Annotated in this window: 27 protein-coding genes; 12 read left to right on the top strand and 15 right to left on the bottom strand. The window is 71.4% G+C overall.

Annotated features, from left to right (window positions below; genetic code table 11):
- Window positions 1-7: 7 nt before the first annotated feature.
- Window positions 8-1,237, bottom strand: coding sequence for a threonine ammonia-lyase (ilvA, locus tag ACZ32T_RS07165; protein ID WP_467268244.1), 1,230 nt, complete (start codon window positions 1,235-1,237; stop codon window positions 8-10).
- Window positions 1,238-1,395: 158 nt separating this feature from the next.
- Between ilvA and ACZ32T_RS07170 the strand changes: the two genes are divergently transcribed.
- Window positions 1,396-1,926 carry a MarR family winged helix-turn-helix transcriptional regulator gene (locus ACZ32T_RS07170; RefSeq protein ID WP_467268246.1) on the top strand — a complete coding sequence of 177 codons (531 nt, stop codon included), beginning with the start codon at window positions 1,396-1,398 and terminating at the stop codon, window positions 1,924-1,926.
- Between the two features lie 79 nt (window positions 1,927-2,005).
- On the top strand, window positions 2,006-2,197 hold the full coding sequence (locus tag ACZ32T_RS07175; RefSeq protein WP_356712974.1) for a DUF1059 domain-containing protein: 192 nt from the start codon (window positions 2,006-2,008) through the stop codon (window positions 2,195-2,197).
- Window positions 2,198-2,255: 58 nt separating this feature from the next.
- Here ACZ32T_RS07175 and ACZ32T_RS07180 read toward each other — a convergent pair whose 3' ends face one another.
- On the bottom strand, window positions 2,256-3,401 hold the full coding sequence (locus ACZ32T_RS07180) for a cystathionine gamma-synthase (RefSeq protein ID WP_467365790.1): 1,146 nt from the start codon (window positions 3,399-3,401) through the stop codon (window positions 2,256-2,258).
- 79 nt (window positions 3,402-3,480) lie between these two features.
- On the opposite strand from ACZ32T_RS07180, the gene ACZ32T_RS07185 reads away from it, so the two are divergent.
- The 3 genes from ACZ32T_RS07185 (at window position 3,481) to msrA (ending at window position 5,563) form a co-directional block, all read left to right on the top strand.
- Complete coding sequence (locus ACZ32T_RS07185) at window positions 3,481-4,584, top strand: hypothetical protein (protein ID WP_467268249.1); 1,104 nt, start codon at window positions 3,481-3,483, stop codon at window positions 4,582-4,584.
- 40 nt (window positions 4,585-4,624) lie between these two features.
- On the top strand, window positions 4,625-4,783 hold the full coding sequence (locus tag ACZ32T_RS07190) for a hypothetical protein (protein WP_467268250.1): 159 nt from the start codon (window positions 4,625-4,627) through the stop codon (window positions 4,781-4,783).
- A gap of 69 nt (window positions 4,784-4,852) precedes the next feature.
- The gene (msrA, locus tag ACZ32T_RS07195; RefSeq protein ID WP_467268252.1) at window positions 4,853-5,563 is read left to right on the top strand and encodes a peptide-methionine (S)-S-oxide reductase MsrA; all 711 of its coding nucleotides are present in this window, start codon (window positions 4,853-4,855) and stop codon (window positions 5,561-5,563) included.
- A gap of 49 nt (window positions 5,564-5,612) precedes the next feature.
- Here msrA and ACZ32T_RS07200 read toward each other — a convergent pair whose 3' ends face one another.
- The gene (locus tag ACZ32T_RS07200) at window positions 5,613-5,963 is read right to left on the bottom strand and encodes a helix-turn-helix domain-containing protein (protein WP_467268254.1); all 351 of its coding nucleotides are present in this window, start codon (window positions 5,961-5,963) and stop codon (window positions 5,613-5,615) included.
- A gap of 137 nt (window positions 5,964-6,100) precedes the next feature.
- Here ACZ32T_RS07200 and ACZ32T_RS07205 point away from each other — a divergent pair, with 137 nt between their 5' ends.
- Window positions 6,101-6,484, top strand: a complete 384-nt coding sequence (locus ACZ32T_RS07205) for a YrdB family protein (protein ID WP_467365792.1) — start codon at window positions 6,101-6,103, stop codon at window positions 6,482-6,484.
- 21 nt (window positions 6,485-6,505) lie between these two features.
- On the opposite strand, the gene ACZ32T_RS07210 is transcribed toward ACZ32T_RS07205, so the two are convergent.
- The 6 genes from ACZ32T_RS07210 to ACZ32T_RS07235 form a co-directional block, all read right to left on the bottom strand.
- Window positions 6,506-6,652, bottom strand: a complete 147-nt coding sequence (locus tag ACZ32T_RS07210) for a hypothetical protein (protein WP_467365794.1) — start codon at window positions 6,650-6,652, stop codon at window positions 6,506-6,508.
- A 93-nt stretch (window positions 6,653-6,745) separates the two neighbouring features.
- A complete protein-coding gene (gene gdhA / locus ACZ32T_RS07215) occupies window positions 6,746-8,125 on the bottom strand; it encodes an NADP-specific glutamate dehydrogenase (protein WP_467268258.1) in 1,380 nt (459 codons plus the stop codon).
- 294 nt (window positions 8,126-8,419) lie between these two features.
- A complete protein-coding gene (locus ACZ32T_RS07220) occupies window positions 8,420-9,103 on the bottom strand; it encodes an ABC transporter ATP-binding protein (protein WP_467268260.1) in 684 nt (227 codons plus the stop codon).
- Between the two features lie 37 nt (window positions 9,104-9,140).
- A complete protein-coding gene (locus ACZ32T_RS07225; protein WP_467365796.1) occupies window positions 9,141-10,601 on the bottom strand; it encodes an ABC transporter permease in 1,461 nt (486 codons plus the stop codon).
- Between the two features lie 170 nt (window positions 10,602-10,771).
- Window positions 10,772-12,037, bottom strand: coding sequence for a L,D-transpeptidase (locus ACZ32T_RS07230; protein ID WP_467268264.1), 1,266 nt, complete (start codon window positions 12,035-12,037; stop codon window positions 10,772-10,774).
- Window positions 12,038-12,218: 181 nt separating this feature from the next.
- The gene (locus ACZ32T_RS07235; RefSeq protein WP_467365798.1) at window positions 12,219-12,620 is read right to left on the bottom strand and encodes a hypothetical protein; all 402 of its coding nucleotides are present in this window, start codon (window positions 12,618-12,620) and stop codon (window positions 12,219-12,221) included.
- A 108-nt stretch (window positions 12,621-12,728) separates the two neighbouring features.
- On the opposite strand from ACZ32T_RS07235, the gene ACZ32T_RS07240 reads away from it, so the two are divergent.
- The gene (locus ACZ32T_RS07240) at window positions 12,729-13,028 is read left to right on the top strand and encodes a hypothetical protein (protein WP_467268268.1); all 300 of its coding nucleotides are present in this window, start codon (window positions 12,729-12,731) and stop codon (window positions 13,026-13,028) included.
- 55 nt (window positions 13,029-13,083) lie between these two features.
- Here the strand turns inward: ACZ32T_RS07240 and hutH are convergent, their stop codons facing one another.
- The 5 genes from hutH to ACZ32T_RS07265 all read right to left on the bottom strand — a co-directional run bounded on the left by hutH (window position 13,084) and on the right by ACZ32T_RS07265 (window position 19,080).
- Window positions 13,084-14,634, bottom strand: coding sequence for a histidine ammonia-lyase (gene hutH, locus ACZ32T_RS07245; protein ID WP_467268270.1), 1,551 nt, complete (start codon window positions 14,632-14,634; stop codon window positions 13,084-13,086).
- Window positions 14,635-14,700: 66 nt separating this feature from the next.
- Window positions 14,701-15,885 (bottom strand): GGDEF domain-containing protein, encoded by a 1,185-nt coding sequence (locus tag ACZ32T_RS07250; RefSeq protein ID WP_467365800.1) that lies wholly within the window; start codon window positions 15,883-15,885, stop codon window positions 14,701-14,703.
- Between the two features lie 94 nt (window positions 15,886-15,979).
- On the bottom strand, window positions 15,980-16,792 hold the full coding sequence (locus ACZ32T_RS07255; protein WP_467268274.1) for an enoyl-CoA hydratase/isomerase family protein: 813 nt from the start codon (window positions 16,790-16,792) through the stop codon (window positions 15,980-15,982).
- Window positions 16,793-16,868: 76 nt separating this feature from the next.
- Window positions 16,869-18,059 (bottom strand): adenylate/guanylate cyclase domain-containing protein, encoded by a 1,191-nt coding sequence (locus ACZ32T_RS07260; RefSeq protein ID WP_467268276.1) that lies wholly within the window; start codon window positions 18,057-18,059, stop codon window positions 16,869-16,871.
- Between the two features lie 151 nt (window positions 18,060-18,210).
- Window positions 18,211-19,080 (bottom strand): biotin--[acetyl-CoA-carboxylase] ligase, encoded by an 870-nt coding sequence (locus ACZ32T_RS07265; RefSeq protein WP_467268278.1) that lies wholly within the window; start codon window positions 19,078-19,080, stop codon window positions 18,211-18,213.
- Window positions 19,081-19,248: 168 nt separating this feature from the next.
- Here ACZ32T_RS07265 and ACZ32T_RS07270 point away from each other — a divergent pair, with 168 nt between their 5' ends.
- The 4 genes from ACZ32T_RS07270 (at window position 19,249) to ACZ32T_RS07285 (ending at window position 21,889) form a co-directional block, all read left to right on the top strand.
- Window positions 19,249-20,829, top strand: a complete 1,581-nt coding sequence (locus tag ACZ32T_RS07270) for an acyl-CoA carboxylase subunit beta (protein WP_467268280.1) — start codon at window positions 19,249-19,251, stop codon at window positions 20,827-20,829.
- 15 nt (window positions 20,830-20,844) lie between these two features.
- Window positions 20,845-21,051: an acyl-CoA carboxylase epsilon subunit gene (locus ACZ32T_RS07275; protein ID WP_356712939.1), complete on the top strand. Its 207-nt coding sequence runs from the start codon at window positions 20,845-20,847 to the stop codon at window positions 21,049-21,051.
- 69 nt (window positions 21,052-21,120) lie between these two features.
- Window positions 21,121-21,249, top strand: a complete 129-nt coding sequence (mmpB, locus tag ACZ32T_RS07280; RefSeq protein WP_099174806.1) for a morphogenic membrane protein MmpB — start codon at window positions 21,121-21,123, stop codon at window positions 21,247-21,249.
- 28 nt (window positions 21,250-21,277) lie between these two features.
- Window positions 21,278-21,889 carry a nucleoside triphosphate pyrophosphatase gene (locus ACZ32T_RS07285; protein ID WP_467365802.1) on the top strand — a complete coding sequence of 204 codons (612 nt, stop codon included), beginning with the start codon at window positions 21,278-21,280 and terminating at the stop codon, window positions 21,887-21,889.
- Window positions 21,890-21,893: 4 nt separating this feature from the next.
- Here the strand turns inward: ACZ32T_RS07285 and ACZ32T_RS07290 are convergent, their stop codons facing one another.
- Complete coding sequence (locus ACZ32T_RS07290; RefSeq protein ID WP_467268397.1) at window positions 21,894-22,331, bottom strand: hypothetical protein; 438 nt, start codon at window positions 22,329-22,331, stop codon at window positions 21,894-21,896.
- A gap of 381 nt (window positions 22,332-22,712) precedes the next feature.
- Between ACZ32T_RS07290 and ACZ32T_RS07295 the strand changes: the two genes are divergently transcribed.
- Complete coding sequence (locus ACZ32T_RS07295; protein ID WP_467268285.1) at window positions 22,713-24,467, top strand: acetyl/propionyl/methylcrotonyl-CoA carboxylase subunit alpha; 1,755 nt, start codon at window positions 22,713-22,715, stop codon at window positions 24,465-24,467.
- The last annotated feature ends 80 nt before the right edge of the window (window positions 24,468-24,547 follow it).

Here is a 24,547-nt window from a genome sequence, read left to right on the forward strand (position 1 = left end):
CCGCCGCTCAGGTCCGTACCAGGTAACCCGCGGCGCGCAGCGCGGAGGCGACCTCCTCGCAGTGCTCCGGACCCTTGGTCTCCAGGTGCAGTTCCACCTCCGCCTCGGTGAGCCCGAGCCGGGGATCGGTCCGTACGTGGCTGATGTCGAGCACGTTCGCGTCGGCGACCGACAGCGTGGCGAGCATCGCGGCCAGCGCCCCCGGCCGGTCGGTGAGCCGCAGCCGCAGGCTGAGGTAGCGGCCCGCCGCGACCATGCCGTGCGTCAGGATGCGCTGCATCAGCAGGGGGTCGACGTTGCCGCCGGACAGCACGGCGACGACGGGCCCGCGGAACGACTCCGGATCGCTCAGCAGCGCCGCGACGGGGCTCGCGCCGGCGGGCTCGACGACCATCTTGGCCCGCTCCAGGCACAGCAGCAGCGCGCTGGAGAGCTCGTCCTCGGAGACCGTGCGGACCTCGTCCACCAGCTCCTGGACCAGCGGGAACGTGAGATCGCCGGGGCGTCCCACCTTGATCCCGTCGGCCATGGTCTGCACGGAGCCGAGCGCCACCGGATGCCCGGCGGACAGCGAGGGCGGGAAGGCGGCCGCGCCCGCCGCCTGGACGCCGACGACACGGACGTCGGGGCGCAGCGCCTTCACCGCGACCGCGATCCCCGCGGCGAGCCCGCCCCCGCCGACACCGACGACGATCGTGCGGACCTCGGGGCACTGTTCGAGGATCTCCAGGCCCACGGTGCCCTGCCCCGCGATGATGTCCGGGTGGTCGAAGGGGTGGATGAAGACGGCCCCGGTCTCCTCGGCGTACTCCTGGGCGGCGGCGAGCGTCTCGTCGACGACGTGGCCGTGCAGCCGGACCTCCGCGCCGTACTCCCGGGTCGCGGCGACCTTGGGCAGGGGCGCGCCGACCGGCATGAAGACCGTGGAGCGTACGCCGAGCAGCGAAGAGGCGAGTGCGACACCCTGCGCATGGTTTCCGGCACTCGCGGCCACCACCCCGGCCGCCCGCTCGACGGGGCTGAGCCCCGCGATCCGTACGTACGCGCCGCGCAGTTTGAACGACCCGGTGCGCTGCAGGTTCTCGCACTTGAGGTGGACCGGCGCTCCGACGAGGGAGCTGAGATGACGGCTGCCCTCCATCCCGGTCGTTCTGGCGACCCCGGACAGCATCTTCTGCGCCCCTCGGACGTCGTCGAGGATCAGCGGAGGAAAGGGTCCTGACGTACGGAAGGTCATGACAGCAAGTCTTGCAGCTCGGAGCGGCCGAAGCCGTCGCATCTCATGGCGGCCTGCGGTGGTGTCCACAGGTTTGTGCAGTGCTGGTACACGTTGCCCCGTGGCCGCGTACTCTGTCCCCCACCCATCCGACACTCGCACGAAGAGAGCCCCCGGCCATGCCCCCTCAGGACATGACGACTGCTGCGTCTCCTTCCGGGGGCGCGACCCCCGGACATCCGGGAACGGACCACCTGCTCGACTCTCTCCAGCACCAGGTGGCCGTCTTCGCCCGCCGTGCCGAGCAGACCCGCCTCGGCGGTGTCGGCCAGGTCCGCAACTCGATGGACCGGGCGGCCTACCTGCTGCTCAACCGGCTCGACGTGGAAGGCCCCATGGGCGTCAAGGCGCTCGCCGCGGGCATGGGGATCGACTCCTCGACCGTGACCCGGCAGGTCGCGCCGCTCGTCGACACCGGACTGGTCAAGCGCACCTCGCATCCGGAGGACGGGCGCGCCGTCGTGCTGCAGCTGTCGCCGCGCGGCCAGTCCCGTCTGGAGGAGGTCCGCGCCTCTCGGCGCGAACTGATGTCCCAGGTCACCGACGGCTGGACCGAGGAGGAGCGCGACACCTTCTGCGCCCTGCTGACCCGGTTCAACGGCTCGCTGGCGGCCAGGCAGGCGGCGAGCCAGCCGGTGCAGGAAGGCTGACCGCCGCTCCCGGCCGGTTCGTCCGCGCCGTCGGATCTACGCTGGAAGTGCCTGCACTCGCGAGTCGAGGAGGCCCGCCATGACACGCAAGGTCGCCGACTGCCGTAAGTATCCGAGCGTCTCGAACTGCACACTCACCATTTCCGGTGAGGAGGACGAAGTCGTCCGCGCCGCCGCCGAGCACGCCGTCTCGGTCCACGAGCACACGGACGGTCCGGAGATGCGCGAGCAGATCCGGGCATCCCTGGAGGACGAGAAGGCCGCTGTCTGACGTCACCACGCACGCCGTCCGGCGGCCGGGGCGGTCCCGGCCGCCGGGCGGAGCCGTGTCAGCCCAGCGCCTGCGTCAGGTCGGCCAGCAGATCGTCGGCGTTCTCGATGCCGACGGACAGCCTGACCAGGTCGGCCGGCACCTCCAGCAGGGAGCCGGCGGTGGACGCGTGCGTCATCCGGCCCGGGTGCTCGATCAGCGACTCCACCCCGCCCAGCGACTCACCGAGCGTGAAGAGCTTCGCGCGGTTGCAGACCTCGACCGCCGCCTCCTCACCGCCGGTGACGCGGAACGACACCATGCCGCCGAACGCCTTCATCTGCTTGGCGGCGACCTCGTGGCCCGGGTGCTCCGGCAGCCCCGGGTAGAGGACCTGGGTCACCTTCGGGTGCCGGGTCAGCAGGTCGGCGACCTTGGTGGCGTTCTCGTCGTGCCGGTCCATCCGGACCGCGAGCGTCTTGATGCCCCGCAGCACCAGCCACGCGTCGAACGGCCCGGCGACCGCGCCCATCGCGTTCTGGTGGTACGCCAGCTCCTCGGCCAGCTCCGGGTCGCCGGTGACGAGCGCGCCGCCGACGACGTCCGAGTGGCCGCCCATGTACTTCGTGGTGGAGTGCACCACGACGTCGGCGCCGAGCGAGAGCGGCTGCTGGAGGTAAGGGCTCGCGAAGGTGTTGTCGACGACCAGCCGGACGCCGGCCTGGCGGGCCACCCCGGCGACGGCCGCGATGTCGGTGATGCCGAGCAGCGGGTTCGAGGGCGTCTCCACCCAGACCGCCTTGGTACGCGGGGTGAGCGCCGCCCGCACCGCGGTCACGTCCGAGGTGTCGGCGACCGAGAACTCCACGCCCCAGCGCGAGGCGACCTTCGCGAACAGCCGGAAGGTGCCGCCGTAGGCGTCGTTCGGGATGACCACGTGGTCGCCGGGGGTCAGCAGCGTACGCAGGAGGCAGTCCTCCGCGGCGAGGCCCGACGCGAAGGCCAGGCCGCGCCGGCCTCCCTCCAGCGCCGCCAGGTTCTCCTCCAGCGCGGTGCGGGTGGGGTTGGCACTGCGGCTGTACTCGTAGCCGCCGCGCAGTCCGCCGACGCCGTCCTGCTTGTACGTGGACACCTGGTAGATCGGCGGGACCACGGCGCCGGTGAGGGGATCCGCCGTGTTGCCGGCGTGGATCGCAAGGGTCTCGAAGCTGTGCTGGTCGCTCATGGGGCCCGAGCGTAGTTCGTCGGAAGGGGAGTTACAGGCCACTCGCCGCCCGGTTACCCGTCCGGGGACAATGGGCCGCATGGAGATTCTCTGGTTCCTGCTCGCCCTGTGCATGCTCGTGGCCGTCGTCGGCCCGATGATGCTGCGCCGCCGCGGCGGTATCCGCCAGGTGGCGCCCGGTTCGCCCGACGCCGCCGACCCGGACACGTACGGCTTCGCACGCCAGGAGGAGCTGGACATCCGGATGCCGGGCCCCGACCAGGACCTCCTGGACGTCCTCGACGTCGTCCAGGGCACCGGGAGCTGGCGGGCCGCCTCCCAGCTGCTGGCGGGTACGCCCAAGGAGAGCGAGATCCGCTGGCAGCGGGTCCAGGCGTTCGCCGGTGCGGCCTCCCTGGAGCTGGCCCAGCGGCCCGGTGCCGGAGGGGCGTGGCTCAGGACGTGGCGGGCCGAGGCCCCGAAGGACGCGGGGGCCGCGGCGGTGCACGCGGAGTTCCTGGTGCAGCAGGCGTGGCGCACCGGCACCGTGGGCACGGACGACTTCCGGATCATCCTGGAGGAGGCCCGCACGGTCTGCGGCGAGGCGGCCCTGCTCGCCCCGGGCGACCCCGTCCCGTACATCGTGGAACTGGCCGTCGCGCGTGGACTGGGCTACTCCCACGAGCAGTTCGACCAGCTCTGGGCGAAGATCATCGACCGCGCCCCGGCACACATGGGCGCCCACATCGCGGCCCTGCACTTCTGGTGCGAGAAGTGGCACGGCTCCCGCGAGGAGGCCGACCGCTTCGCGACGACGGCCGCCGCCCGGGCCCCGCAGGGCTCGCTGCTCGCCGCACTGCCGCTGTTCGCGGTGTACGAGCATCTCCCCGAGGTCAATCTGGTGCAGGGCTTCTACCGCGGCCTCGTCGTGACCAAGGCGGTCGAGGGCGCGATGTTCGCGGTGCACTCGGCACGCGCGGACGACCCGATGCTCGCCCACGTCCGGCATCTGCTGGTCCTCTTCCTGGTCCGCATGGAACGCTGGTCGGAGGCGATGCACCAGCTCGTCCACATCGACGGCCACGTGGGCGCGCTGCCCTGGACCCAGAATCCGGACCCGGCCGCCGAGTACACCGTCTACCGGGCCCTGGCCGTCGCGGGCTACGAGGCGAACGGCGGCAGCCCCGCGACGCTGCTCCACTGACCCGGCACACCCGCCCCCTCCGGATTGGACCGGCACACCCATGGCACGACTGATCCCGCTGATCCTGATAGCCCTCGCCGTCTGGTTCTGGCTGCGGGCGCGCAGGAAGACCGCCGCCTACATGGCCTCCTACGAGTCACCGGCGGGCGGGGACCGCGGGAGTGACGAGCGCCGCGATCCCCGGACCCCGGCGGCCTGAGACCCCGGAATCCCCGGCGCCCCCGCGGCGTTGTACGGAGCGAACCCCGACCCCCGGAGGAGCCCCCGCATGTTCCTGACCCACCGCACCCCGCAGCTCCCCACCCCGGAGGAGGCCCTGCGCGGTCGCCCCACCCCCGAATTCACGGTGCCGTCCCGCCACACGGTCCTCGGCAACCCGCTGACCGGCCCGTACCCGCAGGGCCTGGAGGTCGCCGACTTCGCGCTGGGCTGTTTCTGGGGCGCCGAGCGCAAGTTCTGGCAGACGGAGGGCGTCTGGACGACGCTCGTCGGCTACCAGGGCGGGTACACCGAGAACCCGTCGTACGAGGAGACCTGCTCGGGCCTGACCGGCCACACGGAGGCCGTGCGGGTCGTCTTCGACCCGAAGGTCGTGAGCTACGCGGATCTGCTGAAGCTCTTCTGGGAGTCCCACAACCCGACCCAGGGCTTCCGCCAGGGCAACGACGTGGGTACGCAGTACCGCTCGGCCCTCTACACCCACTCCCCCGAGCAGGCGGAGGCCGCGGAGGCCTCCCGCGAGGCCTACCAGCAGGTGCTCACGGGCGCCGGATTCAAGCAGATCACCACGGAGATCCTCCCGGCGGAGGGCCGCACCTTCTGGCCTGCCGAGGCGTATCACCAGCAGTACCTCGACAAGAACCCCGACGGCTACTGCGGCATCGGCGGGACGGGCGCCACCCTGGAGTCCCCCTCGGAGACCAACTGGGGCCGCGCCTGCCCGACGGGCATCGCCCCGGCGCCGAGCGCCGCGGAGTGACCGTCCGGCGCCGCGCCGCTGCATGACGTCCGAGCGCTGTCCCGTCGGCTCAGGCGGCCAGCCGCACCTCGCCCATGGAGGGCCGGGAGGGCGCGGGCCCGCTGGTGTGACGGGCGAGGTCCCGCTGGGCCAGGGACAGCACATCGGCCAGCCCGAGGCCGAGCGAGCGGGCCGCAGCCGCGAGGACCTCGGAGGAGGCCTCCTTGCGGCCGCGCTCGATCTCGGAGAGGTACGGCACGGAGATCCGGGCGTCCTCGGCCACGTCCTTGAGCGTCCGCTCCTGGGCGGTGCGCTCGCGGCGCAGGACGTCACCGACGACGTCCCGCCACAGGGGCTCCTTGGCGGCAGGGGCGGGGCGAAGGGGGATGACGCGGGCACGGTTCGGCGCGTGGCTGCTCATCGCCCCAGCCTAGGAGCGGTGCGCCCGGCGCGGGAGGGGAAAGCCTTCCGCGCCGGGCGGATCTGCTGAAGGCAGAACGAAGTCGCCTGCGGACCGGCATGCTGGCGGGACGTCCGCAGATGAGGAGTCCGGAACCGATGACGGCGAACGAGGACCACGGACATCTCACCGCCTCGCGCGGCCGGCCTTGGGTCGCCGCGAACGAGGTGCTCGCGTTCGTGCTCGAAGTCGTCGCGTTCGGCGCACTCGCCTGGTGGGGCTTCACCGCTCCGGAGGGCGTGGCGGCGTCGGTGGTCCTGGGGGTCGGCGTACCGGCGGCGGCCGTCGTGCTGTGGGGCCTGTTCGCCGCGCCCCGCGCCCGCTTCCCGCTGACGCCGGCCGGGGTGCTGGTGGTGAAGACCGTGGTTCTGGGCGCCGCCGCCGCCGCGGTGTACGGGACGGGCCACCCGGTGGCGGCCGTCGTCCTCGCCCTGGTGCTGGTGGCGAACACGGGCTGCGCGGAGTACTTCCGGCGCCGGTGACGCCCCTGCGGCGTCCCGCCGTCAGAACCTGCGGTACACGTCGCTCCCGTGACGGCGTCCTCCCGCCATGGGTCGTCGCCGCGGGTCTCCACCCTCGAACAGGTCCGCGAGGAGCTCGGCCATGCCGATGACGTCGGTCAGGTAGGTGCGGGCCTCACGTACGGTCACGGTGTCAGCCGTACGGAAAATGTACACACGCCTGTTTCCGCAGCGGCACATGGCCCGGGGCTCTGTCGCCCCGGGCCATGTGCCGCTGCAGTGTCAGATCAGCCCCTGCGCCAGCATCGCGTCCGCGACGAGCTCGAAGCCCGCGATGTTGGCGCCCACGACGTAGTTGCCCGGGCTGCCGTACTTCTCGGCCGTCGTGTGGCAGGAGTCGTGGATGTGGCGCATGATCTCCGCCAGGCGCTCCTCGGTGTGGGAGAACGTCCAGGAGTCGCGTGAGGCGTTCTGCTGCATCTCCAGGGCGCTGGTGGCCACTCCGCCGGCGTTGGCCGCCTTGCCGGGGGCGAAGGCCACGCCCGCGTCCTGGAGGACGCGGACGGCGTCGGGGGTGGTGGGCATGTTGGCGCCCTCGGCGACCGCCTTGACCCCGTTGCGTACGAGGGCGAGCGCGTCGGCCTCGTGGAGCTCGTTCTGGGTGGCACAGGGCAGGGCCACGTCCACCGGAACGCTCCAGACGCCCGTGCCGGCGACGTAGCGCACATGGTCGCCGCGCCGCTCGGCGTACTCGGAGATGCGGCCGCGGCCGTCCTCCTTGATCTCCTTGAGCAGCGCGAGGTCGATGCCCTTCTCGTCCACGACGTAGCCGCCCGAGTCGGAGCAGGTCACGACGGTCGCGCCGAGCTGCTGGGCCTTCTCGATGGCGTAGATGGCCACGTTGCCGGAGCCGGACACCGCGATGCGCTGGCCTTCGAGGGACTCGCCGCGCACGCGCAGCATCTCGGCGGTGAACAGGACGCAGCCGTAGCCGGTGGCCTCGGTGCGGGCCTGGGCACCTCCCCAGCCGAGGCCCTTCCCGGTGAGCACGCCGGACTCGTAGCGGTTGGTGATCCGCTTGTACTGGCCGAAGAGGTAACCGATCTCGCGGCCGCCGACGCCGATGTCACCGGCGGGGACGTCGGTGTACTCGCCCAGATGGCGGTGGAGTTCGGTCATGAACGACTGGCAGAAGCGCATGACCTCGGCGTCGGACCGGCCCTTGGGGTCGAAGTCGGCGCCGCCCTTGCCGCCGCCGATCGGCATGCCGGTGAGGGCGTTCTTGAAGATCTGCTCGAAGCCGAGGAACTTCACGATGCCGAGGTTGACGGAGGGGTGGAAGCGCAGTCCGCCCTTGTACGGGCCGAGCGAGCTGGAGAACTCCACGCGGAAGCCGCGGTTGACGTGGATGTCGCCGGCGTCGTCCGACCACGGCACCCGGAAGATGAGCTGCCGTTCGGGCTCGCAGACTCGCTCGATGATGCGGGCGTCGACGAACTCCGGTCGCTTCGCCAGCACGGGGCCCAGGGTTTCGAGGACCTCGCGCACCGCCTGGTGGAACTCGCCCTCGCCCTGGTTGCGCCGCAGGATCTCCGCGTAGAGCGGCTCGATGATCCGGTTCTCGGCGGTGCGCGGGGTGAGGGAGTCGGAGCTGGCCGGCATCTGATCAAGACCTTCCATGGGTGGGCTCTTGCGCGTCGGCGCTCCCTGTCCCCGGAGGCGCCACCGGCCCGTGGGAGCCGTTGCACCCGGCAAGTCTCGCAGCGCGGCCCCGCACCACCCCGGCGACATCCACATAGTGGCCACGGCGGTTCGTCCCGGTAGGGGCTCTTCCGTACCCGTACACCCCGCTCCCGCAAGGGCGGAGGGCCCGTACGGCGCCCCCGTCGCGGGGCCGTACGGGTGGCGAACCTCACAGCCGGAGGAGGACGGCCGTGAGGTCCGTGCCGCCGCGGATCAGGCCGTGGCGTTCTCCGTGACGGTGACCTTTCCCTTGCGGATGGTCGCCACCCGGGGCGCCTTGCGGGCGAGGGAGCTGTCGTGGGTGACCATCACGAAGGTCAGTCCGTGTTCCTTCCAGAGCCCGTCGAGCAGGTCCATGATCTCGTCGCGCATGGATTCGTCGAGGTTGCCGGTCGGTTCGTCGGCGAGCAGCACCTTGGGCCGCTTCACCAGAGCCCGGGCGATCGCGACGCGCTGCTGCTGGCCGCCGGACATCTCGCTCGGCAGATGGGTGGGCCGGTCGCCGAGGCCCACCGACTCCAGCGCTTCGGCGGCGCGTTCGCGACGGGTCCTCGCACCGAGACCGAGAGGGACGAGGGCGGTCTCGACGTTCTCCTGGGCGGTGAGCGTCGGGATCAGGTTGAAGCTCTGGAAGACGAATCCGATGGACTCGGCCCGGACCTTGGTGAGCCGGGACTCGGGGAGCTTCGCCAGGTCGACACCGTCGAGCTCGATGGTGCCGGAGGTGGGCCGGTCGAGCCCGCCGAGCATCTGCAGGAGGGTGGACTTCCCTCCGCCGGTCGGTCCCTGGATGACGAGTCTTCCGCCGTCCTCGATGGTCAGATCGACACCGGCGAGCGCGTCGACGGGGTTCTTGCCGCGCATGTAGCGCTTGGTGACGCCCTTGAGCTGGTACACGTGTGGACTCCTGCTGTACGTACTTACGGAAGGGGGGCTACGCGACGCGGCGCAGGGCGTCGGCCGGCCGCAGCCGGGAGGCGCGCCAGCCGCCGAAGGCGCCGGCGATCAGTCCGCCCGCCACCGCCAGGGCGACTGCCATGAGGATCGTGGCGAGCGAGACCGGCGCGGTCAGCGCGATGTCCAGGGTCTTGGACGCGGTCTGACGCCCGGGTCCGCCACCGCCCATCGGGCCACCGCCGCCCATGCCTCCGCCCCCGCCGGTGGAGCCGAGCTGGGCGCTGAGGGTGGGGCTGACCGCGGTCACGGCGTAGGCGCCGGCGACGCCGACGGCGATCCCGAGGACTCCGCCCATCAGACCGTTGACGAGGGCTTCGCCGATGACCTGGCGGGTGACGCGCCCGCTCTTCCAGCCGAGGGCCTTGAGGGTTCCGAACTCGCGCACGCGCCGGCTGACCGCGGAGGAGGTCAGCAGACCCGCGACGAGGAAGGCGGCGGTCAGGACCGCGACGGAGAGCCACTTTCCGACGCCGGCGGCCAGGTCGGAGGCGGTGGAGAGGGAGCCGGACACCGTGTCGGCGAGATCGGCGGAGGTGGTGACCGTCGTGTCGGAGATGTTCTTCCGGATGGCGGCCTTGACGGTGTCGATCTGCTGCGAGTCCGCGGCCCGGACGTAGACCGTGGTGACCTTGTCCTCGGATTCGGAGACGGTCTGCGCCTGCTTCAGCGGGATGTAGACGTTGGCGGCCGCGTCACCGCTGTCCGCGGTGGAGATGCCCACGATCGTGTACTTCGTGCCGGAGATGGTGACGGTCCCGTCGACCGCGAGTTCCTTCTCCTGGGCGTAGGCGGAGTCGACCACCGCGACCTCGGCGTCGGTCTCGGCGGCCTTGAACGTACGGCCCTTGGTGATCTTGGAGGAGGTCAGCGGGCCGAGGTTCTGCCGGGTGACGTCGGTGCCGTACACGGTGAAGGAGTCGACGTCGAAGGATGCTCCGCCGCCCTGGACCTCACCCTGCGGCCGGCCGTCACCGCCGCCCTGGCCGCCACCGGGTCCGCCCGCACTCTCGTCCTGCTTGAACTCACCGCGCTCGAACTGGCCGTCGACCTTCATGACCGAGAGGCTCAGCCCGCCGACGGCGTCCGCGACGCCCTTCTGCTCGCCGACCTTGCCGACGGTGCTGGAGGCCAGCGTCTGGAAGCCCTGGACCATGACGCGGTCCGTGCTCTGCGTGGCGTCCTCGTCCTCCTTGGCGTCGAAGTTGAACCTGGGCCGCTCGGTGCCCCCGGCCCCCGGGGCGGCGGCGGCCTTGGTCACCGTCATGTCCGTGCCCAGGCCGTACAGCGATTCGAGAACCTTGTCCTGGGCCTTGCCCATGCCCGAGGAGACCGAACTGACGACGATGACCAGCGCGATGCCGAGGGCCAGCCCCGAGGCGACGACGAGCGCCGCCTTTCTGCGGCGGCGCAGTTCGCGCCGGAGGTAGGTGAAGAACATGGCGCGAAGATATGGAGCGGGCGTGATGAGGAGTTAAGTCCGCGATGAGAGCAGCATGAGAACGCTGCCGGCGCGCACAGGTCTCCGGACCCGCACACGCCGAAGGCGGCGGCGCCCGGAAGGATCCGGGTGCCGCCGCCTTCGGAGGGGAAAGAGGTGCGGTCAGGAGATCAGGCGGCGTTCGCCGTCCACTCCGACCAGCTCATGTTCCAGCCGTTGAGGCCGTTGTCGGGAGCGATCGTCTTGTCCGGGGAGTTCTTGACGACGACCACGTCGCCGATCATGGAGTTGTTGTAGAACCAGGCACCGGCCGTGTTCGGGTCGTCGGCGCCCTTTGCGTCGGCCAGACCGACACAGCCATGGCTGGTGTTGGCGCTGCCGAAGATGCCCTTGCCCCAGTAGTTGCCGTGGATGAAGGTGCCCGACGTGGACAGCCGCATGGCGTGCGGGACGTCCTTGATGTCGTACTCACCCTTGCCGTCGTCGTCCGTGAATCCGACCGTCGAACCGTCCATGCGGGTCTCCTTGTACTTCTCGGAGATCACCATCTGGCCGTTGTACGTCGGGTTTTCCGGGGAGCCGGCGGAGATCGGGATGGTCTTGATCGTCTTGCCGTCCCGGGTGACGGTCATGGTGTGCGCCTTGGCGTCCACGGTGGAGACCTGGTTACGGCCGACCTTGAAGGTGACCGTCTTCTGCTGCACGCCCACGACACCGTCGGCACCCTCGACGCCGTCCAGCGCCAGCTTCAGCGTGACGGTGGAACCGCCCTGCCAGTAGTCCTCGGGGCGCAGGTCGAGGCGCTGGTTGTTGAACCAGTGGCCGACGACTTCCTGGCCGCTGCTCGACGTCACCTTGATGCCGTCCTGGACGGCCTTCTTGTTGGTGATCGCCTTGTTGAAGTTGATCGAGACCGGCATGCCCACGCCGACGGTGGAGCCGTCCTCGGGGGTGAAGTTGCCGATGAAGCTGTTCTCGGGCGAGACGGTCGTGAAGGAGCTGTTGGCGTGCGCCTCACGGTCCTTGGAGTCCGTCGCGGTCGCACTGATCTTGTACGTCGTCGAGCGCTCGAGCTGGCCGGCGGGCTTCCAGCTGGAGCCGTCGGCCGCGAGGGTGCCCTCGACGGCGTCGCCCTCGGCCGTGGTCATGGTGACCTCGGTGAGCTTGCCCTTGGCGACGGTGACCATCGCGGCGTTGTTGATGCTCGCGTTCGTCGCACCGTTCTTCGGCGCGATCGTTATCTGCGCCTCGGAGGCGTCCTTGGCCGCCGCCTCGTCCACCTGAGCCTGTGACTTCTTCGAGCTGTCGGCGCTCGCGCCCGAGTTCGTACCGCCGTCGTCGCTGCAGGCAGAAAGCACCAGAACGCCGCCGAGCAGTGCGGACGCGGCCATGAGGCCCCTGCGCCGCTTGCTGTCCGTCATCACACGCTTCTCCATCGTTGCCGATTCCCCAAGATCCCCGGACAGGGTCGCCCGACGGCGATTCCCCGTCAATGTTCCAAGAACACCGTGACCGGGTCTTCCGTTCCACATCCGCCGTGGATGTGGGGAACACCACTCATCGACGCACCCGGGGCCACGGCGGTTCCCGCCACCTGGGAGGAGTGCTCCGCGAGCGTCAGCGTTCCGTATTCCCGCCGCCTTCTTCGTCGTCCGTCTCATTGTCCTCGATCCCGTAGTACGCCTCGTCCCCGTCCTCTCCGGCGGCCCAGTCCTCGGCGCCGGGGTCGTAGTCGATCGTCTCGCTGCTCCAGGAGGCCTGGGCGAGCTCGACCCCGGGCACCTGGCTGACCAGATCGAACGGGTCGATCAGCGAGGCGAGGGCTTCCGCTGCGTCTTCCCTGACCGTCTCCTCGGCATGCGTACGTTCCTCGGCGGACTCGTCGGCAGACGCCCCCGACGCGGTGAAATCGGCGGCGATGCTCTCCAGGGCGGTGCCGGTCAGGGCGTCCGCGTCGCTGACCTCCAGCACCATCTCCACGCGAAGCCGAACAAATGAGGGTGTCTTCGAAGTGCTCATACGCCGGAGCGTAAGGCTCCCGGGACCTGTGGCTTTCCACCGACCCGCTGCTTTGCTTAGCATCGGCGCACGGGGCTAACTGATGGCTGTCGCAAGGGGATCGATTCTGTGTCCATCGCTCGTCGCACGCTGCTGACCACCACAGCGGCAGGCACCCTGCTCTGTGCTCTCTGGTTCGTCCCCTCCGCCAACGCGAGCGGTGAGGCAGACACACAGAACGGTTCCGCCGGCTCGTCCGCCGGGGCCCGGCAGGCCCCCGCCACGGCGGAGTTCGCCTCCGGGGACACGCTCGCCGACACCGGGGCGGGCGTCGACACGACTCCGTACCTGATCGGCGGGACGGCCTCGCTGTGCGTCGGCGCGGGGTTCGTCGTGTACTCGGTGCGCCGGGGCTCCACCGGCTTCTGAGCCGCGTGAGGGCTGCCGCACCCCGCGGGGTGCGGCAGCCCTCACGCGTATGTGCTCAGGCCAGCGGCCCGGTCACCGCCTCGACGGCCGCGACCAGCTTCCCCTCCCGCACGAAGGTGTCGGCGGCGGCCAGGTCCGGGGCGAGGAAGCGGTCGGGGCCCGGGCCCTGGACCCCGGCGGCGCGCAGTGCCGCGATGACGGCCTGCGAGGCGGGCGCGGGGGTCAGCCCCTCGGCGGCCCGCAGCTCGACGGCGCGCGTGGCGGCGTACAGCTCGACGGCCACGATCCTCGCGAGTCCGGTGACGGCGGTACGGAGCTTCCGGGCGGCCGACCAGCCCATGGAGACGTGGTCCTCCTGCATCGCGGAGGACGGGATCGAGTCGACGGAGGCGGGCACGGCGAGCCGCTTCAGCTCGCTGACCAGGGCGGCCTGCGTGTACTGGGCGATCATCAGCCCCGAATCCACCCCGGCGTCGTCGGCGAGGAACGGCGGGAGGCCGTGCGAGCGGTTCTTGTCCAGCAGCCGGTCCGTGCGGCGCTCGGTGATCGACCCGAGGTCGGCGGCGACGATGGCCAGGAAGTCGAGGACGTAGGCGACGGGGGCGCCGTGGAAGTTCCCGTTCGACTCCACCCGGCCGTCCGCGAGCACCACCGGGTTGTCGACGGCCGCGGCCAGCTCACGGTCCGCGACGAGCGCACCGTGCGTGAGGGTGTCGCGCCCGGCGCCGTTGACCTGGGGCGCGCAGCGCACGGAGTAGGCGTCCTGGACCCGGGGCGCGTCGTCCTGATGGTGGCCGGTCAGGCCCGACCCGGCGAGCACCCGCAGCATGTTGTCGGCGGAGACGCCCTGGCCGGGGTGCGGGCGGATCGCGTGCAGCTCCGGGGCGAGGACCCGGTCGGTGCCGAGGAGTGCCTCCAGGGAGAGCGCGGCGGTGATGTCCGCGCTGGTGTAGAGGTTCTTCAGGTCCGCCAGGGCCATCACGAGCATGCCGAGCATGCCGTCGGTGCCGTTGAGGAGCGCGAGGCCCTCCTTCTCGCGCAGCTCGACGGGGGTGATGCCGTGCGCCGCGAGGAGCTCGCCGGCGGGTCGCACGACACCGTCCGGGCCCTCCGCGTCACCCTCGCCCATCAGGGTCAGGGCGCAGTGCGAGAGCGGGGCGAGGTCGCCGGAGCAGCCGAGCGAGCCGTATTCGTGGACGACGGGGGTGATGCCCGCGTTGAGCACGTCGGCCATGGTCTGCGCGACCTCGGGGCGCACGCCGGTGTGGCCGGAGGCGAGCGTCTTCAGCCGCAGGAACATCAGGGCGCGGACGACCTCGCGCTCGACGTGGGGGCCCATGCCCGCCGCGTGCGAGCGGACGATGTTGCGCTGCAGCTGGGCCCTGAGGTCCGGGCTGATGTGCCTGCTGGCCAGGGCCCCGAAGCCGGTGGAGACGCCGTAGACCGGTTCGGGCTTGGCGGCGAGGGCGTCGACGATCTGCCGTGCGGCGGAGAGCGCCTCGACGGCGGCTGCGGAGAGTTCGACCCGGGCACCCTGACGGGCCACGGCGACGACGTCCTCTGCGGTCGTTCCGGACGTCCCCACCACGACTGTATGCATATCCATATTCAGAAGCGTACGGACTGAAACCCGTCATGTCACCAGTGGTCGTGCGGTTGACCCCTTACGCCCTCATCCGTGGCCGTCGGCGTCACCGCCGGGCGGATTACCGCGGAGCCTGCGGCGGTCGTGGGGGGACCTGGGCGGGGAGTCGGCGAGCCGGATCACGTCACCGTCGCGCCCGGCGACCACCGGCCGCCGGGAGTGCGCGGCCTTCGCCTGGTACTGGGCGGCGTCCGCCAGCCGGAAGAGCCGGCGCGCGGACGGGACCGGGCCGATGTCGTCACCGGTGGACGCGACCCCGCAGGCGACCCCGTCCCCGAGCTCCAGGGATACGGCCCGCGCGCAGAGCTCCTCGGAGACCCGGACCACTTCGTCCGCCTCGGGGCCCACGGCCAGCAGGCAGAACTCGTCCCCGCCCAGGCGCGCGGCGAGGGCGCCGGGGAGCATCGCGCCGCAGAGCGAGAGCACGGAGCCGAAACGTTCCAGCAGGCGGTCGCCGACCGCGTGGCCATGCGTGTCGTTGACCGCCTTGAGGCCGTTCAGATCGCACACGACCAGGCTGACCACGGCCCCCTCGGTGCGGTGCAGGTCCACCGCCTCGTCCAGGCGGAGATCGACGGCCCTGCGGTTGGCGAGGCCGGTCAGCGGGTCGGTGAAGGCCAGCTTGCGGACCTCCTCCAGCCGCTCGGTCTGCGCGAGGCCCGCCGCGACGACGGCGGCCAGCACGGTCGCGAAGTCCGCGTCGTCCCGGCCGAAGACCGGAGCCCCCGCCGGACGGGCCACATAGAGCTCCCCCCAGGCCCGCCCGTGCAGCACTATCGGTGCCACCACGCAGCAGCCCCGCCCGCGCCGGCGCAGCGCGGCGACCCGCTGGTGGCAGTACGGGCGTGCACTGGCGTTCGACTGGGTCGGCGCCCCGGCGGCCGCAGCGCCGTCGGCGGTCTCCACCCAGGCGTCGGGCTCGCCGCCGCCCGCCCAGCGCTCGTGCAGGAACTCGGTGATCTCCGGGAACTGGTGCACGGGGTAGGCCTCGGCCTCGGGGAACTCCTCCTCCCCCTCCGCACGCTCCCCGGCGTTGACCAGCACGCGCAGCCTGCCCTGCTCCCGCTCCCACACGGAGAGGGCGGCGAAGCTGCCGGCCAGCGCCTCGCACGCCCCGACCGCCGCGGCGTGCCAGGACTCGCGCGGGGTGGAGGCCGCCGCCATCGTCTGTGCCAGCGCAACCACGGCGCGCAGCCGCGCATCATCGCCCATCGCCCCAGCTTAGGTAGAAATGTGACGATGTGATCAGTTGGCGGCGCTGATGATCTTCAGATCGCTCCCCGGAGCGCCCCGGCCGCCTCGCGGATCACTCTCCGGGCCAGTTGGGCTTCCGCTTCTCGTTGAACGCGGCGACACCCTCGGCCCGGTCGCCGGAGAAGGCCACGGAACGCCAGGCCGCATCCTCCACCTCCAGTCCGGCCCGCAGGTCGAGCCCCTGCCCCAGCCGCAGGGCCCGCTTGGCCGCCCGGAGCCCCACCGGCGAGTTCGCCGCGATCCGGCCGCCGAGTGCCAGCGCCTCCTCGCGGTCCCGGCCGGCCTCGACCAGCTCGTCGACCAGGCCCAGCTCACGCGCCTCGGCGGCCTCCACCCGCCGGGCGGAGAAGACCAGCTCGGCGGCGCGCGCCGCGCCGACCCGGCGGGGCAGCAGCTGCGTACCGCCGCCGCCCGGGATGACGCCGACGGACACCTCGGGCAGCCCGACCACGGCCGTGCGGTCGGCCACGATCACGTCGCAGGCCAGCGCGAGCTCGAAACCGCCGCCGAGGGCGAAGCCGTGCACGGCGGCGACGACCGGCATCGGGAGCTCCAGCACACCGGTGTAGGCGGCCCGGGCCGTGGGCCGCTGCCGCACCAGCTCGGCGTCGGTGAAGGAGTTCCGCTCCTTGAGGTCCGCGCCCACACAGAAGGCCCGGTCGTGGCTGGACGTGAGCACGGTCGCCCGCACCCCCTGGTCGGCGCCGAGCGCGGCGCAGGCCTCGGCGACGGACCTGGCCATCGCGGTGCTCACCGCGTTCATGGCAGCGGGCCGGTCGAGCACCAGCTCCGCGACGTGGTCCTGGCCCTCGTGCCGCCGTACGACGACGAACTCCCCGAACCTCTGCTCCGACGTGACACCCATGCCTGCACCCCTCCGGTTAACGAGCGTTACCGGGATCCTAGGGTCTCTCGTCCGGACCGGGCGGGGCCCCTTCGCGTCAGGTCGACGCCTTGCCCCGCCGGGCCAGCAGCCACGGCTCCACCACGCCCAGCCCGCGGACCGGCCGCTGCCACATCGGCTGCAGCCCGAAGCGGTACGCCGGTGACGGCGGCTCCTCGTCCGGACGGCGGTCCTCCTTCTCCGCCAGCCGTGCCCGCTCGGCCGCCGCGGCGGTCTCCTCGGCCTCGGAGGCGGGGGCGTCGCCGTTCCGGATCAGTTCCTCGGCGAACGCGCCGTCCACCAGCACCGCGTCCTTCGGCGCTATCGACGTGAGCCGGCTGGCCAGGTTCACCGTCGTACCGAACACGTCGCCCATGCGCGTGGTGACCGTGCCGAACGCGATGCCGACCCGCAGCGCGGGCATCGTCGTGTCCTGGGCCATCGCCTCCACCAGCCGGAGCGCTATCTCGCCGGCCGTGCCCGCGTCGTCAGCGGCGAAGAGGACCTCGTCGCCCAGGGTCTTGATGAGCCGTCCGCCGTGCGCGGCGACCAGGTCCGCCGAGGTGGTCTCGAAGGCCTCGACCAGCTCGCCGAGCTCCTCCTCCTCCAGCCGCCGGGTCAGCCGGGTGAAGCCGACGAGGTCGGCGAAGCCCACGGCGAGCCGTCGGTCGACCATCTCCTCGTCGTCCCCGGTCTGCACGACACGTCCTGTGGCCGCGGCGAGCTGGCGCCGCCAGACGTAGACCAGGAACTCCTGCAGCTCGGGCAGGAGCAGCTCGATCAGCGGATAGGTGACCTCGGTCCTGGTCATCCCGGGCTCGGGGGGCTCGGTCAGCCCCGCCAGGAACGAGTCGATCTGCCATTCCGCGAGCCGTGCGGTGGTCTGCCCGGTCGACCGGGCCACCTGGATCGCCATCGGCTCGCTGAGCAGCCCGGCCTCCACGAGCCCGGCCAGGCGCCGCAGCGCCAGGACATCGGCCTCGGTCAGCGCCTTGGCCTGCCCGATGTCCGCGAAGCCCATCGCCCGCCAGAAGCGGGACGCCAGGTCCATGGAGACCCCGGCCGTCCTGGCCGCCTGGAACGGCGTGTAGCGGCGGTCGGCCCCCAGGATCAGGGCCTCCAGCCGGATGGCGAGCGGGTCGTCCGTCGGTTCGGCCGTGTGGTCGACCTCGTGATGCGGTGTCGAGTGGACGGACGGTCCCGACGAGGGCTCCGCGCCGTCGTCGGAGTTCGTGTCGTCGACGGTCACCGGCCGCCTCCTGCCCGTTCCCTGCGCACTGCCCTGCCGATCTGTCGCTGGATCGCCTCAACGATACGGCAGGTGTGCCCTGGCTCACGTCCGTGGTGGGCGGTTCCGGCTCCGTCATACGTGACATCACCCGTATGTGCGGGGCGCGGGATCAGGTGAGACCGCCCTCCTCCCCGCGCAGGTGGACGATGTCTCCGGCCGACACGGGTTCCTGGAGTCCGTCGGCCGTGGCCAGCACGAGCCGTCCGTCGCCGTCGATCGCGACGGCCTCGCCGACGAGGGACCGGTCGCCGGGCAGCTCGGCCCGCACGGTCCGGTCCAGCGTGGCGCAGCCCGCCGCGTAGGCCGCCTGGAGCCCGCTCTCCGCGGCGTCGCCGTTCGCGTCGCGCCACCGGCCGTACCACTGTTCCAGTGACCGCAGGACTGCCCTGAGCAGGGTCTCGCGGTCGGTGGAGACGGCTCCGGCGAGCGCCAGCGAGCCGGCGTGCGGGGCGGGCAGCTCGGCGGCGCGCAGCGACACGTTGAGTCCGATGCCGATCACGACACCGTCCCCGGCGCGCTCGGCGAGGATGCCGCCGGTCTTGCGTTCCGTGCCCCCGATCGTCACCAGGAGGTCGTTGGGCCATTTCAGCGCCATGTCCACGCCCGCGGCCTGTGCGAGACCCGTGGCGGCCGCGACACCGGTCAGCAGCGGCAGCCATCCCCACCGTTCGACGGGTACGCCGCCGGGGACCAGGTGGACGGAGAGGAAGAGGCCGGAGCGGGGCGGGGCCGACCAGCTGCGGTCGAGACGCCCGCGGCCCGCGGTCTGCTCCTCCGCGACCAGCACCGCGCCTTCGGCCAGACCTCCCTCGGCGGCCCGTGCCGCGAGGTCGGTGTTGGTGGACCCGGTCGCCTCGACGATGTCGAGCGAGGTCCACAGGCCCTCGGGCCTCAGCAGCCCGCGGCGGAGCGCCGTGGCGTTCAGGGGCGGCCTGTCGAGGTCCGACCAGCGGTTGTGCGGCGCATCGGGAGGAGTCATGCAACCCACATTAGGTGTGGCCAACGACGCACTGCTGAACCGTATCCGCGCCGATACGCTACGGATCAGTAGCCGGCCGACGAGCAGCTAGCCGTCGAGCACGCACGGTCCAGCACACGTACTGGATGTACCAGCCGTCCCCGTGACAAGGCAGGGAGCCGCCACCCGATGTCCGAGCCGCAGAGCGACATCCACACCACCGCGGGCAAGATCGCGGACCTGCAGCGCCGTATCGAAGAGGCCACACACGCAGGTTCCGCCCGTGCGGTCGAAAAGCAGCACGCGAAGGGCAAGTTGACCGCCCGGGAGCGTGTCGATCTCCTGCTCGACGAAGGTTCCTTCGTGGAGCTCGACGAGTTCGCACGGCACCGGTCCACCAATTTCGGCATCGAGAAGAACCGCCCGTACGGGGACGGCGTCGTCACCGGCTACGGCACGGTCGACGGCCGCCCCGTCTGCGTGTACTCGCAGGACTTCACCATCTTCGGCGGGTCGCTCGGTGAGGTCTACGGCGAGAAGATCGTCAAGGTCATGGACTTCGCGATGAAGACCGGCTGCCCGGTCATCGGCATCAACGACGGTGGCGGCGCCCGTATCCAGGAGGGTGTGGCCGCCCTCGGACTCTTCGCCGAGATCTTCCGCCGCAACGTCCACGCCTCGGGTGTCGTCCCGCAGATCTCCCTGATCGTCGGGCCGTGCGCGGGCGGCGCGGTCTACTCCCCCGCGATCACCGACTTCACGGTCATGGTGGACCAGACCTCGCACATGTTCATCACCGGGCCTGACGTCATCAAGACCGTCACCGGTGAGGACGTCGGCTTCGAGGAGCTGGGCGGCGCCCGCACGCACAACACCACGTCCGGCGTGGCCCACCACATGGCGGGCGACGAGAAGGACGCCATCGAGTACGTCAAGTCCCTGCTGTCCTACCTCCCGTCGAACAACCTCTCCGAGGCCCCCGCCTTCCCGGAGGAGGCCGATCTGGAGACCACGGACGAGGACCGCGAGCTCGACACCCTCATCCCGGACTCGGCGAACCAGCCGTACGACATGCACACCGCGATCGAGCACGTGCTCGACGACGGTGAGTTCCTGGAGACGCAGGCCCTCTTCGCGCCGAACATCCTCACCGGTTTCGGCCGCGTCGAGGGCTACCCGGTCGGCATCGTCGCCAACCAGCCGATGCAGTTCGCCGGCTGTCTGGACATCAACGCGAGCGAGAAGGCCGCCCGCTTCGTCCGTACGTGCGACGCGTTCAACGTGCCGGTCCTGACCTTCGTCGACGTGCCCGGCTTCCTGCCGGGTGTCGACCAGGAGTACGGCGGCATCATCCGCCGCGGCGCCAAGCTGATCTACGCGTACGCCGAGGCGACGGTCCCGCTGATCACGGTCATCACCCGCAAGGCCTTCGGCGGCGCGTACGACGTCATGGGGTCCAAGCACCTGGGCGCCGACCTGAATCTGGCCTGGCCGACCGCGCAGATCGCGGTCATGGGCGCGCAGGGCGCGGTGAACATCCTGCACCGCCGCACGATCGCCGCCGCCGACGATCAGGACGCCGTCCGCGCCGAGCTGATGGCCGACTACGAGGACGCGCTCCTCAACCCGTACGTCGCTGCCGAGCGCGGCTACGTCGACGCGGTGATCATGCCGTCCGACACCCGGGCGCACCTCGTGAAGGGCCTGCGCCAGCTCCGTACGAAGCGCGAGTCGCTGCCGCCGAAGAAGCACGGCAACATCCCCCTCTAGCCACCGGGAGGCACCATGATCAAGGTCGTACGGGGCAATCCCACCCCGGAGGAGCTCGCCGCCGCCCTCGCGGTGGTGCGGGCGCGCGCCGCGGCGGTGACCGATGTGCCGTCCGGCGCCCCGCTGCCGCCCGAGCAGTGGTCGGACCCGGGGCGGATCGCGCGCCGGGGCGCACTCCGGCCGGGGCCCCGGTCCTGGGCACGGACGTACTGGCCCTCCTGAGGCGGGCCGGGCGGCGCTTGAGTACGCGTACTCAGGCGCCGCAGCCGTCTCCGGAGCACCATCGGATCCATGCTGTGGTCCGACCCCGAGAACAAGCCCCCGAAGGAACTGCGCGACGCCCAGGACATGATGCGCCGTGCGGGGCTGCTGCTCGCCCTGGCCATGGTCGTGGCGATGTTCGTCCTGGGCACCCGCTGAGGGTTCGCCGCCTGCCGCCCCGCCTACGATGAGCGGTATGACTGACCAGCGCCGCCTCGTGCTCGCCTCCGCGTCCCCCGCCCGTCTCGGCCTGCTGCGGCAGGCGGGTTTCGCCCCGGAGGTGATCGTCAGCGGTGTGGACGAGGACGCCCTGACCGCTCCGACGCCGGGCGAGCTGGCGCTCGTGCTGGCCGAGGCGAAGGCCGCCGCGGTGGCGGCCCGCCCCGAGGCCTCGGGTGCACTCGTCGTCGGCTGCGACTCGGTGCTGGAGCTGGACGGCGAGGCGCTCGGCAAGCCCGCCGACAGCGAGGAGGCCACCGCCCGCTGGAAGTCCATGCGCGGCCGTTCGGGCATCCTGCAGACGGGGCACTGCGTCGTCGACACGGCCACCGGCCGCACGGTGTCACGGACGGCGTCCACCCTCGTGAGGTTCGGCGAGCCGACGGACGCCGAGGTGGCGGCCTACGTCGCCTCGGGTGAGCCTCTCCACGTCGCCGGGGCGTTCACCCTGGACGGCCGCTCGGCGCCGTTCGTCGAGGGGATCGAGGGCAGCCACGGCAACGTCATCGGGCTCTCGCTGCCGCTGCTGCGCCGCCTGCTCGGCGAACTGGACGTCTCCGTCACCGACTTGTGGGTCTGAGCCCTCACACCGGCTCGGGAGCCGCTGCCGTACCGCTTCCCACCGCTTCCGGCTCGCTCCGGTCGAACGCCACCAGGGTCAGCACGATCAGTGCCAGGACGGCCATCAGGAACACGAAGGCGGCCCAGCCGATCAGCCCCACCGCGAGGGCGCCCAGCACCCCGTGGACGACCGCGCAGGCGATCAGGGCAATCCTGCCGACGCGGCCCGGAGCCCGGTCGCGTATCCCGGCCAGGAGTGGTATCAGCCCGCAGAGCACCAGCAGGACGCCGGAGACGCCGCCCATCACCCACGTGCCGGTGACCATGGCGTCCGGGTCCATCCCGGCCAGGGACATGCGCTGGTTGCCGGCGACCGTCGCGAGGACGCCGTTGACGAGCACGATGCCCACGGCTTCCACGAACAGAACGACCGCGGTCACGAACGCCACTGGTCTGCGCACCACCGCTCCCACCCCCTGTTACCTGTAGTACGTCCGGTACAGCGCGGACCCTACTAACCGGTAACGCCGTGGACAAGGGTGCGCGCACGCTTCCGCCGACCGTGGCACCTCCCCCGGACGGCGGCAAAGATTCCCTCGTCCGTTCGTAGGGAGTCCACAAAGAAACGCCGCGTGGCGTTAACCGTACGAACAGAGACTTGGGCCACACTTCGTGGCTACTGTGCGGTTGAGGATCGCGGCGTAACGTGGTGCGACAAGGGATTTCGCGACTCGAGCAAGCCTCGAATCACACTCCGTGTGGGCAAGTTCACTATGGGGGACGGGTCGTACGGCCGTGTTGGTAGTCCCTAAACTCAGCTTGTTCTCAAGGAGGGAGTCATCGTGCGCAAGGTGCTCATCGCCAACCGTGGCGAAATCGCTGTCCGTGTTGCTCGGGCTTGCCGGGATGCCGGAATCGGGAGCGTAGCCGTCTACGCCGATCCGGACCGGGATGCTCTGCATGTGCGCGCGGCCGACGAGGCTTTCGCTCTGGGCGGTGACACTCCGGCCGCCAGCTATCTGGACATGGCCAAGGTGCTCCAGGCGGCCAAGGACTCGGGTGCGGACGCGGTCCACCCCGGTTACGGCTTCCTGTCGGAGAACGCGGAGTTCGCGCAGGCGGTGCTCGACGCGGGACTGACCTGGATCGGTCCGCCGCCGCACGCCATCCGGGACCTCGGTGACAAGGTCGCCGCCCGGCACATCGCCCAGCGCGCCGGTGCCCCGCTGGTGGCAGGCACACCCGACCCGGTGTCCGGCTCGGCCGAGGTCGTGGAGTTCGCGGAGAAGAACGGCCTGCCGATCGCGATCAAGGCCGCCTTCGGTGGCGGCGGGCGCGGGCTGAAGGTTGCCCGCACCCTGGAGGAGATCCCCGAGCTGTACGACTCCGCGGTCCGTGAGGCGGTAGCGGCGTTCGGCCGCGGGGAGTGCTTCGTGGAGCGCTACCTCGACAAGCCCCGGCACGTGGAGACGCAGTGCCTGGCCGACACCCACGGCAACGTCGTGGTCGTGTCCACGCGTGACTGCTCGCTGCAGCGACGCCACCAGAAGCTGGTCGAGGAGGCCCCGGCCCCCTTCCTGTCCCAGGCGCAGAACGAGCAGCTGTACGCGGCGTCGAAGGCGATCCTGAAGGAGGCCGGCTACGTCGGCGCCGGCACGGTGGAGTTCCTCGTCGGCGCGGACGGCACGATCTCCTTCCTGGAGGTCAACACCCGCCTCCAGGTCGAGCACCCGGTCACCGAGGAGGTCACCGGCCTCGACCTCGTGCGCGAGATGTTCCGCATCGCCGACGGCGAGGAGCTCGGCTACGGCGACCCGGCGGTGCGCGGGCACTCCTTCGAGTTCCGGATCAACGGTGAGGACCCGGGCCGTGGCTTCCTGCCGGCCCCCGGCACCGTCACCCTCTTCGCCCCGCCCGCCGGCCCCGGTGTCCGCCTGGACGCGGGTGTCGAGTCGGGCAGCGTCATCGGTCCGGCGTGGGACTCGCTGCTGGCCAAGCTGATCGTGACCGGCGCGACCCGTGAGCAGGCCCTGCAGCGCGCCGCGCGTGCACTGGCCGAGTTCCAGGTGGAGGGCATGGCCACCGCCATCCCCTTCCACCGCGCGGTCGTCGCCGACCCGGCGTTCACCGCCGACCCGTTCCGGATCCACACCCGGTGGATCGAGACGGAGTTCGTCAACGAGATCAAGCCCTTCACGGTCCCCGCGGACACGGAGGCCGACGAGGAGTCCGGCCGCGAGACCGTCGTCGTCGAGGTCGGCGGCAAGCGCCTGGAGGTCTCCCTGCCCTCCTCGCTCGGCATGAGCCTGGCCCGTACGGGTCTGGCCGCCGGGGCCAAGCCCAAGCGCCGCGCCGCGAAGAAGTCCGGCTCCGCGGCCTCCGGCGACACCCTCGCCTCCCCGATGCAGGGCACGATCGTCAAGATCGCCGTCGAGGAGGGCCAGGAGGTCAAGGAAGGCGATCTCGTCGTCGTCCTCGAAGCGATGAAGATGGAGCAGCCCCTCAACGCCCACCGCTCCGGCACGGTGAAGGGACTGGCGGCGGAGGTCGGCACCTCGGTGTCGTCCGGCGCCGCGATCTGCGAGATCAAGGACTGAGCACCCGCTCCTCCGCCACTGGGGGCCCGGCGACCGCCGGGCCCCCAGTGGCATCCTTGTGACGCGGAGCGGATACCAGG

This window comes from Streptomyces sp. NPDC023573, from assembly GCF_055559735.1.

Bases quoted from the DNA above. Each gene is read 5' to 3' on its own strand.
- ilvA (WP_467268244.1), bottom strand. From the start codon at position 1,237: ATGACCTTCCGTACGTCAGGACCCTTTCCTCCGCTGATCCTCGACGAC.
- ACZ32T_RS07170 (WP_467268246.1), top strand. From the start codon at position 1,396: ATGCCCCCTCAGGACATGACGACTGCTGCGTCTCCTTCCGGGGGCGCG.
- ACZ32T_RS07175 (WP_356712974.1), top strand. From the start codon at position 2,006: ATGACACGCAAGGTCGCCGACTGCCGTAAGTATCCGAGCGTCTCGAAC.
- ACZ32T_RS07180 (WP_467365790.1), bottom strand. From the start codon at position 3,401: ATGAGCGACCAGCACAGCTTCGAGACCCTTGCGATCCACGCCGGCAAC.
- ACZ32T_RS07185 (WP_467268249.1), top strand. From the start codon at position 3,481: ATGGAGATTCTCTGGTTCCTGCTCGCCCTGTGCATGCTCGTGGCCGTC.
- ACZ32T_RS07190 (WP_467268250.1), top strand. From the start codon at position 4,625: ATGGCACGACTGATCCCGCTGATCCTGATAGCCCTCGCCGTCTGGTTC.
- msrA (WP_467268252.1), top strand. From the start codon at position 4,853: ATGTTCCTGACCCACCGCACCCCGCAGCTCCCCACCCCGGAGGAGGCC.
- ACZ32T_RS07200 (WP_467268254.1), bottom strand. From the start codon at position 5,963: ATGAGCAGCCACGCGCCGAACCGTGCCCGCGTCATCCCCCTTCGCCCC.
- ACZ32T_RS07205 (WP_467365792.1), top strand. From the start codon at position 6,101: ATGACGGCGAACGAGGACCACGGACATCTCACCGCCTCGCGCGGCCGG.
- gdhA (WP_467268258.1), bottom strand. From the start codon at position 8,125: ATGCCGGCCAGCTCCGACTCCCTCACCCCGCGCACCGCCGAGAACCGG.
- ACZ32T_RS07225 (WP_467365796.1), bottom strand. From the start codon at position 10,601: ATGTTCTTCACCTACCTCCGGCGCGAACTGCGCCGCCGCAGAAAGGCG.
- ACZ32T_RS07230 (WP_467268264.1), bottom strand. From the start codon at position 12,037: ATGGAGAAGCGTGTGATGACGGACAGCAAGCGGCGCAGGGGCCTCATG.
- ACZ32T_RS07235 (WP_467365798.1), bottom strand. From the start codon at position 12,620: ATGAGCACTTCGAAGACACCCTCATTTGTTCGGCTTCGCGTGGAGATG.
- hutH (WP_467268270.1), bottom strand. From the start codon at position 14,634: ATGGATATGCATACAGTCGTGGTGGGGACGTCCGGAACGACCGCAGAG.
- ACZ32T_RS07250 (WP_467365800.1), bottom strand. From the start codon at position 15,885: ATGGGCGATGATGCGCGGCTGCGCGCCGTGGTTGCGCTGGCACAGACG.
- ACZ32T_RS07255 (WP_467268274.1), bottom strand. From the start codon at position 16,792: ATGGGTGTCACGTCGGAGCAGAGGTTCGGGGAGTTCGTCGTCGTACGG.
- ACZ32T_RS07265 (WP_467268278.1), bottom strand. From the start codon at position 19,080: ATGACTCCTCCCGATGCGCCGCACAACCGCTGGTCGGACCTCGACAGG.
- ACZ32T_RS07270 (WP_467268280.1), top strand. From the start codon at position 19,249: ATGTCCGAGCCGCAGAGCGACATCCACACCACCGCGGGCAAGATCGCG.
- ACZ32T_RS07275 (WP_356712939.1), top strand. From the start codon at position 20,845: ATGATCAAGGTCGTACGGGGCAATCCCACCCCGGAGGAGCTCGCCGCC.
- mmpB (WP_099174806.1), top strand. From the start codon at position 21,121: ATGCTGTGGTCCGACCCCGAGAACAAGCCCCCGAAGGAACTGCGCGAC.
- ACZ32T_RS07285 (WP_467365802.1), top strand. From the start codon at position 21,278: ATGAGCGGTATGACTGACCAGCGCCGCCTCGTGCTCGCCTCCGCGTCC.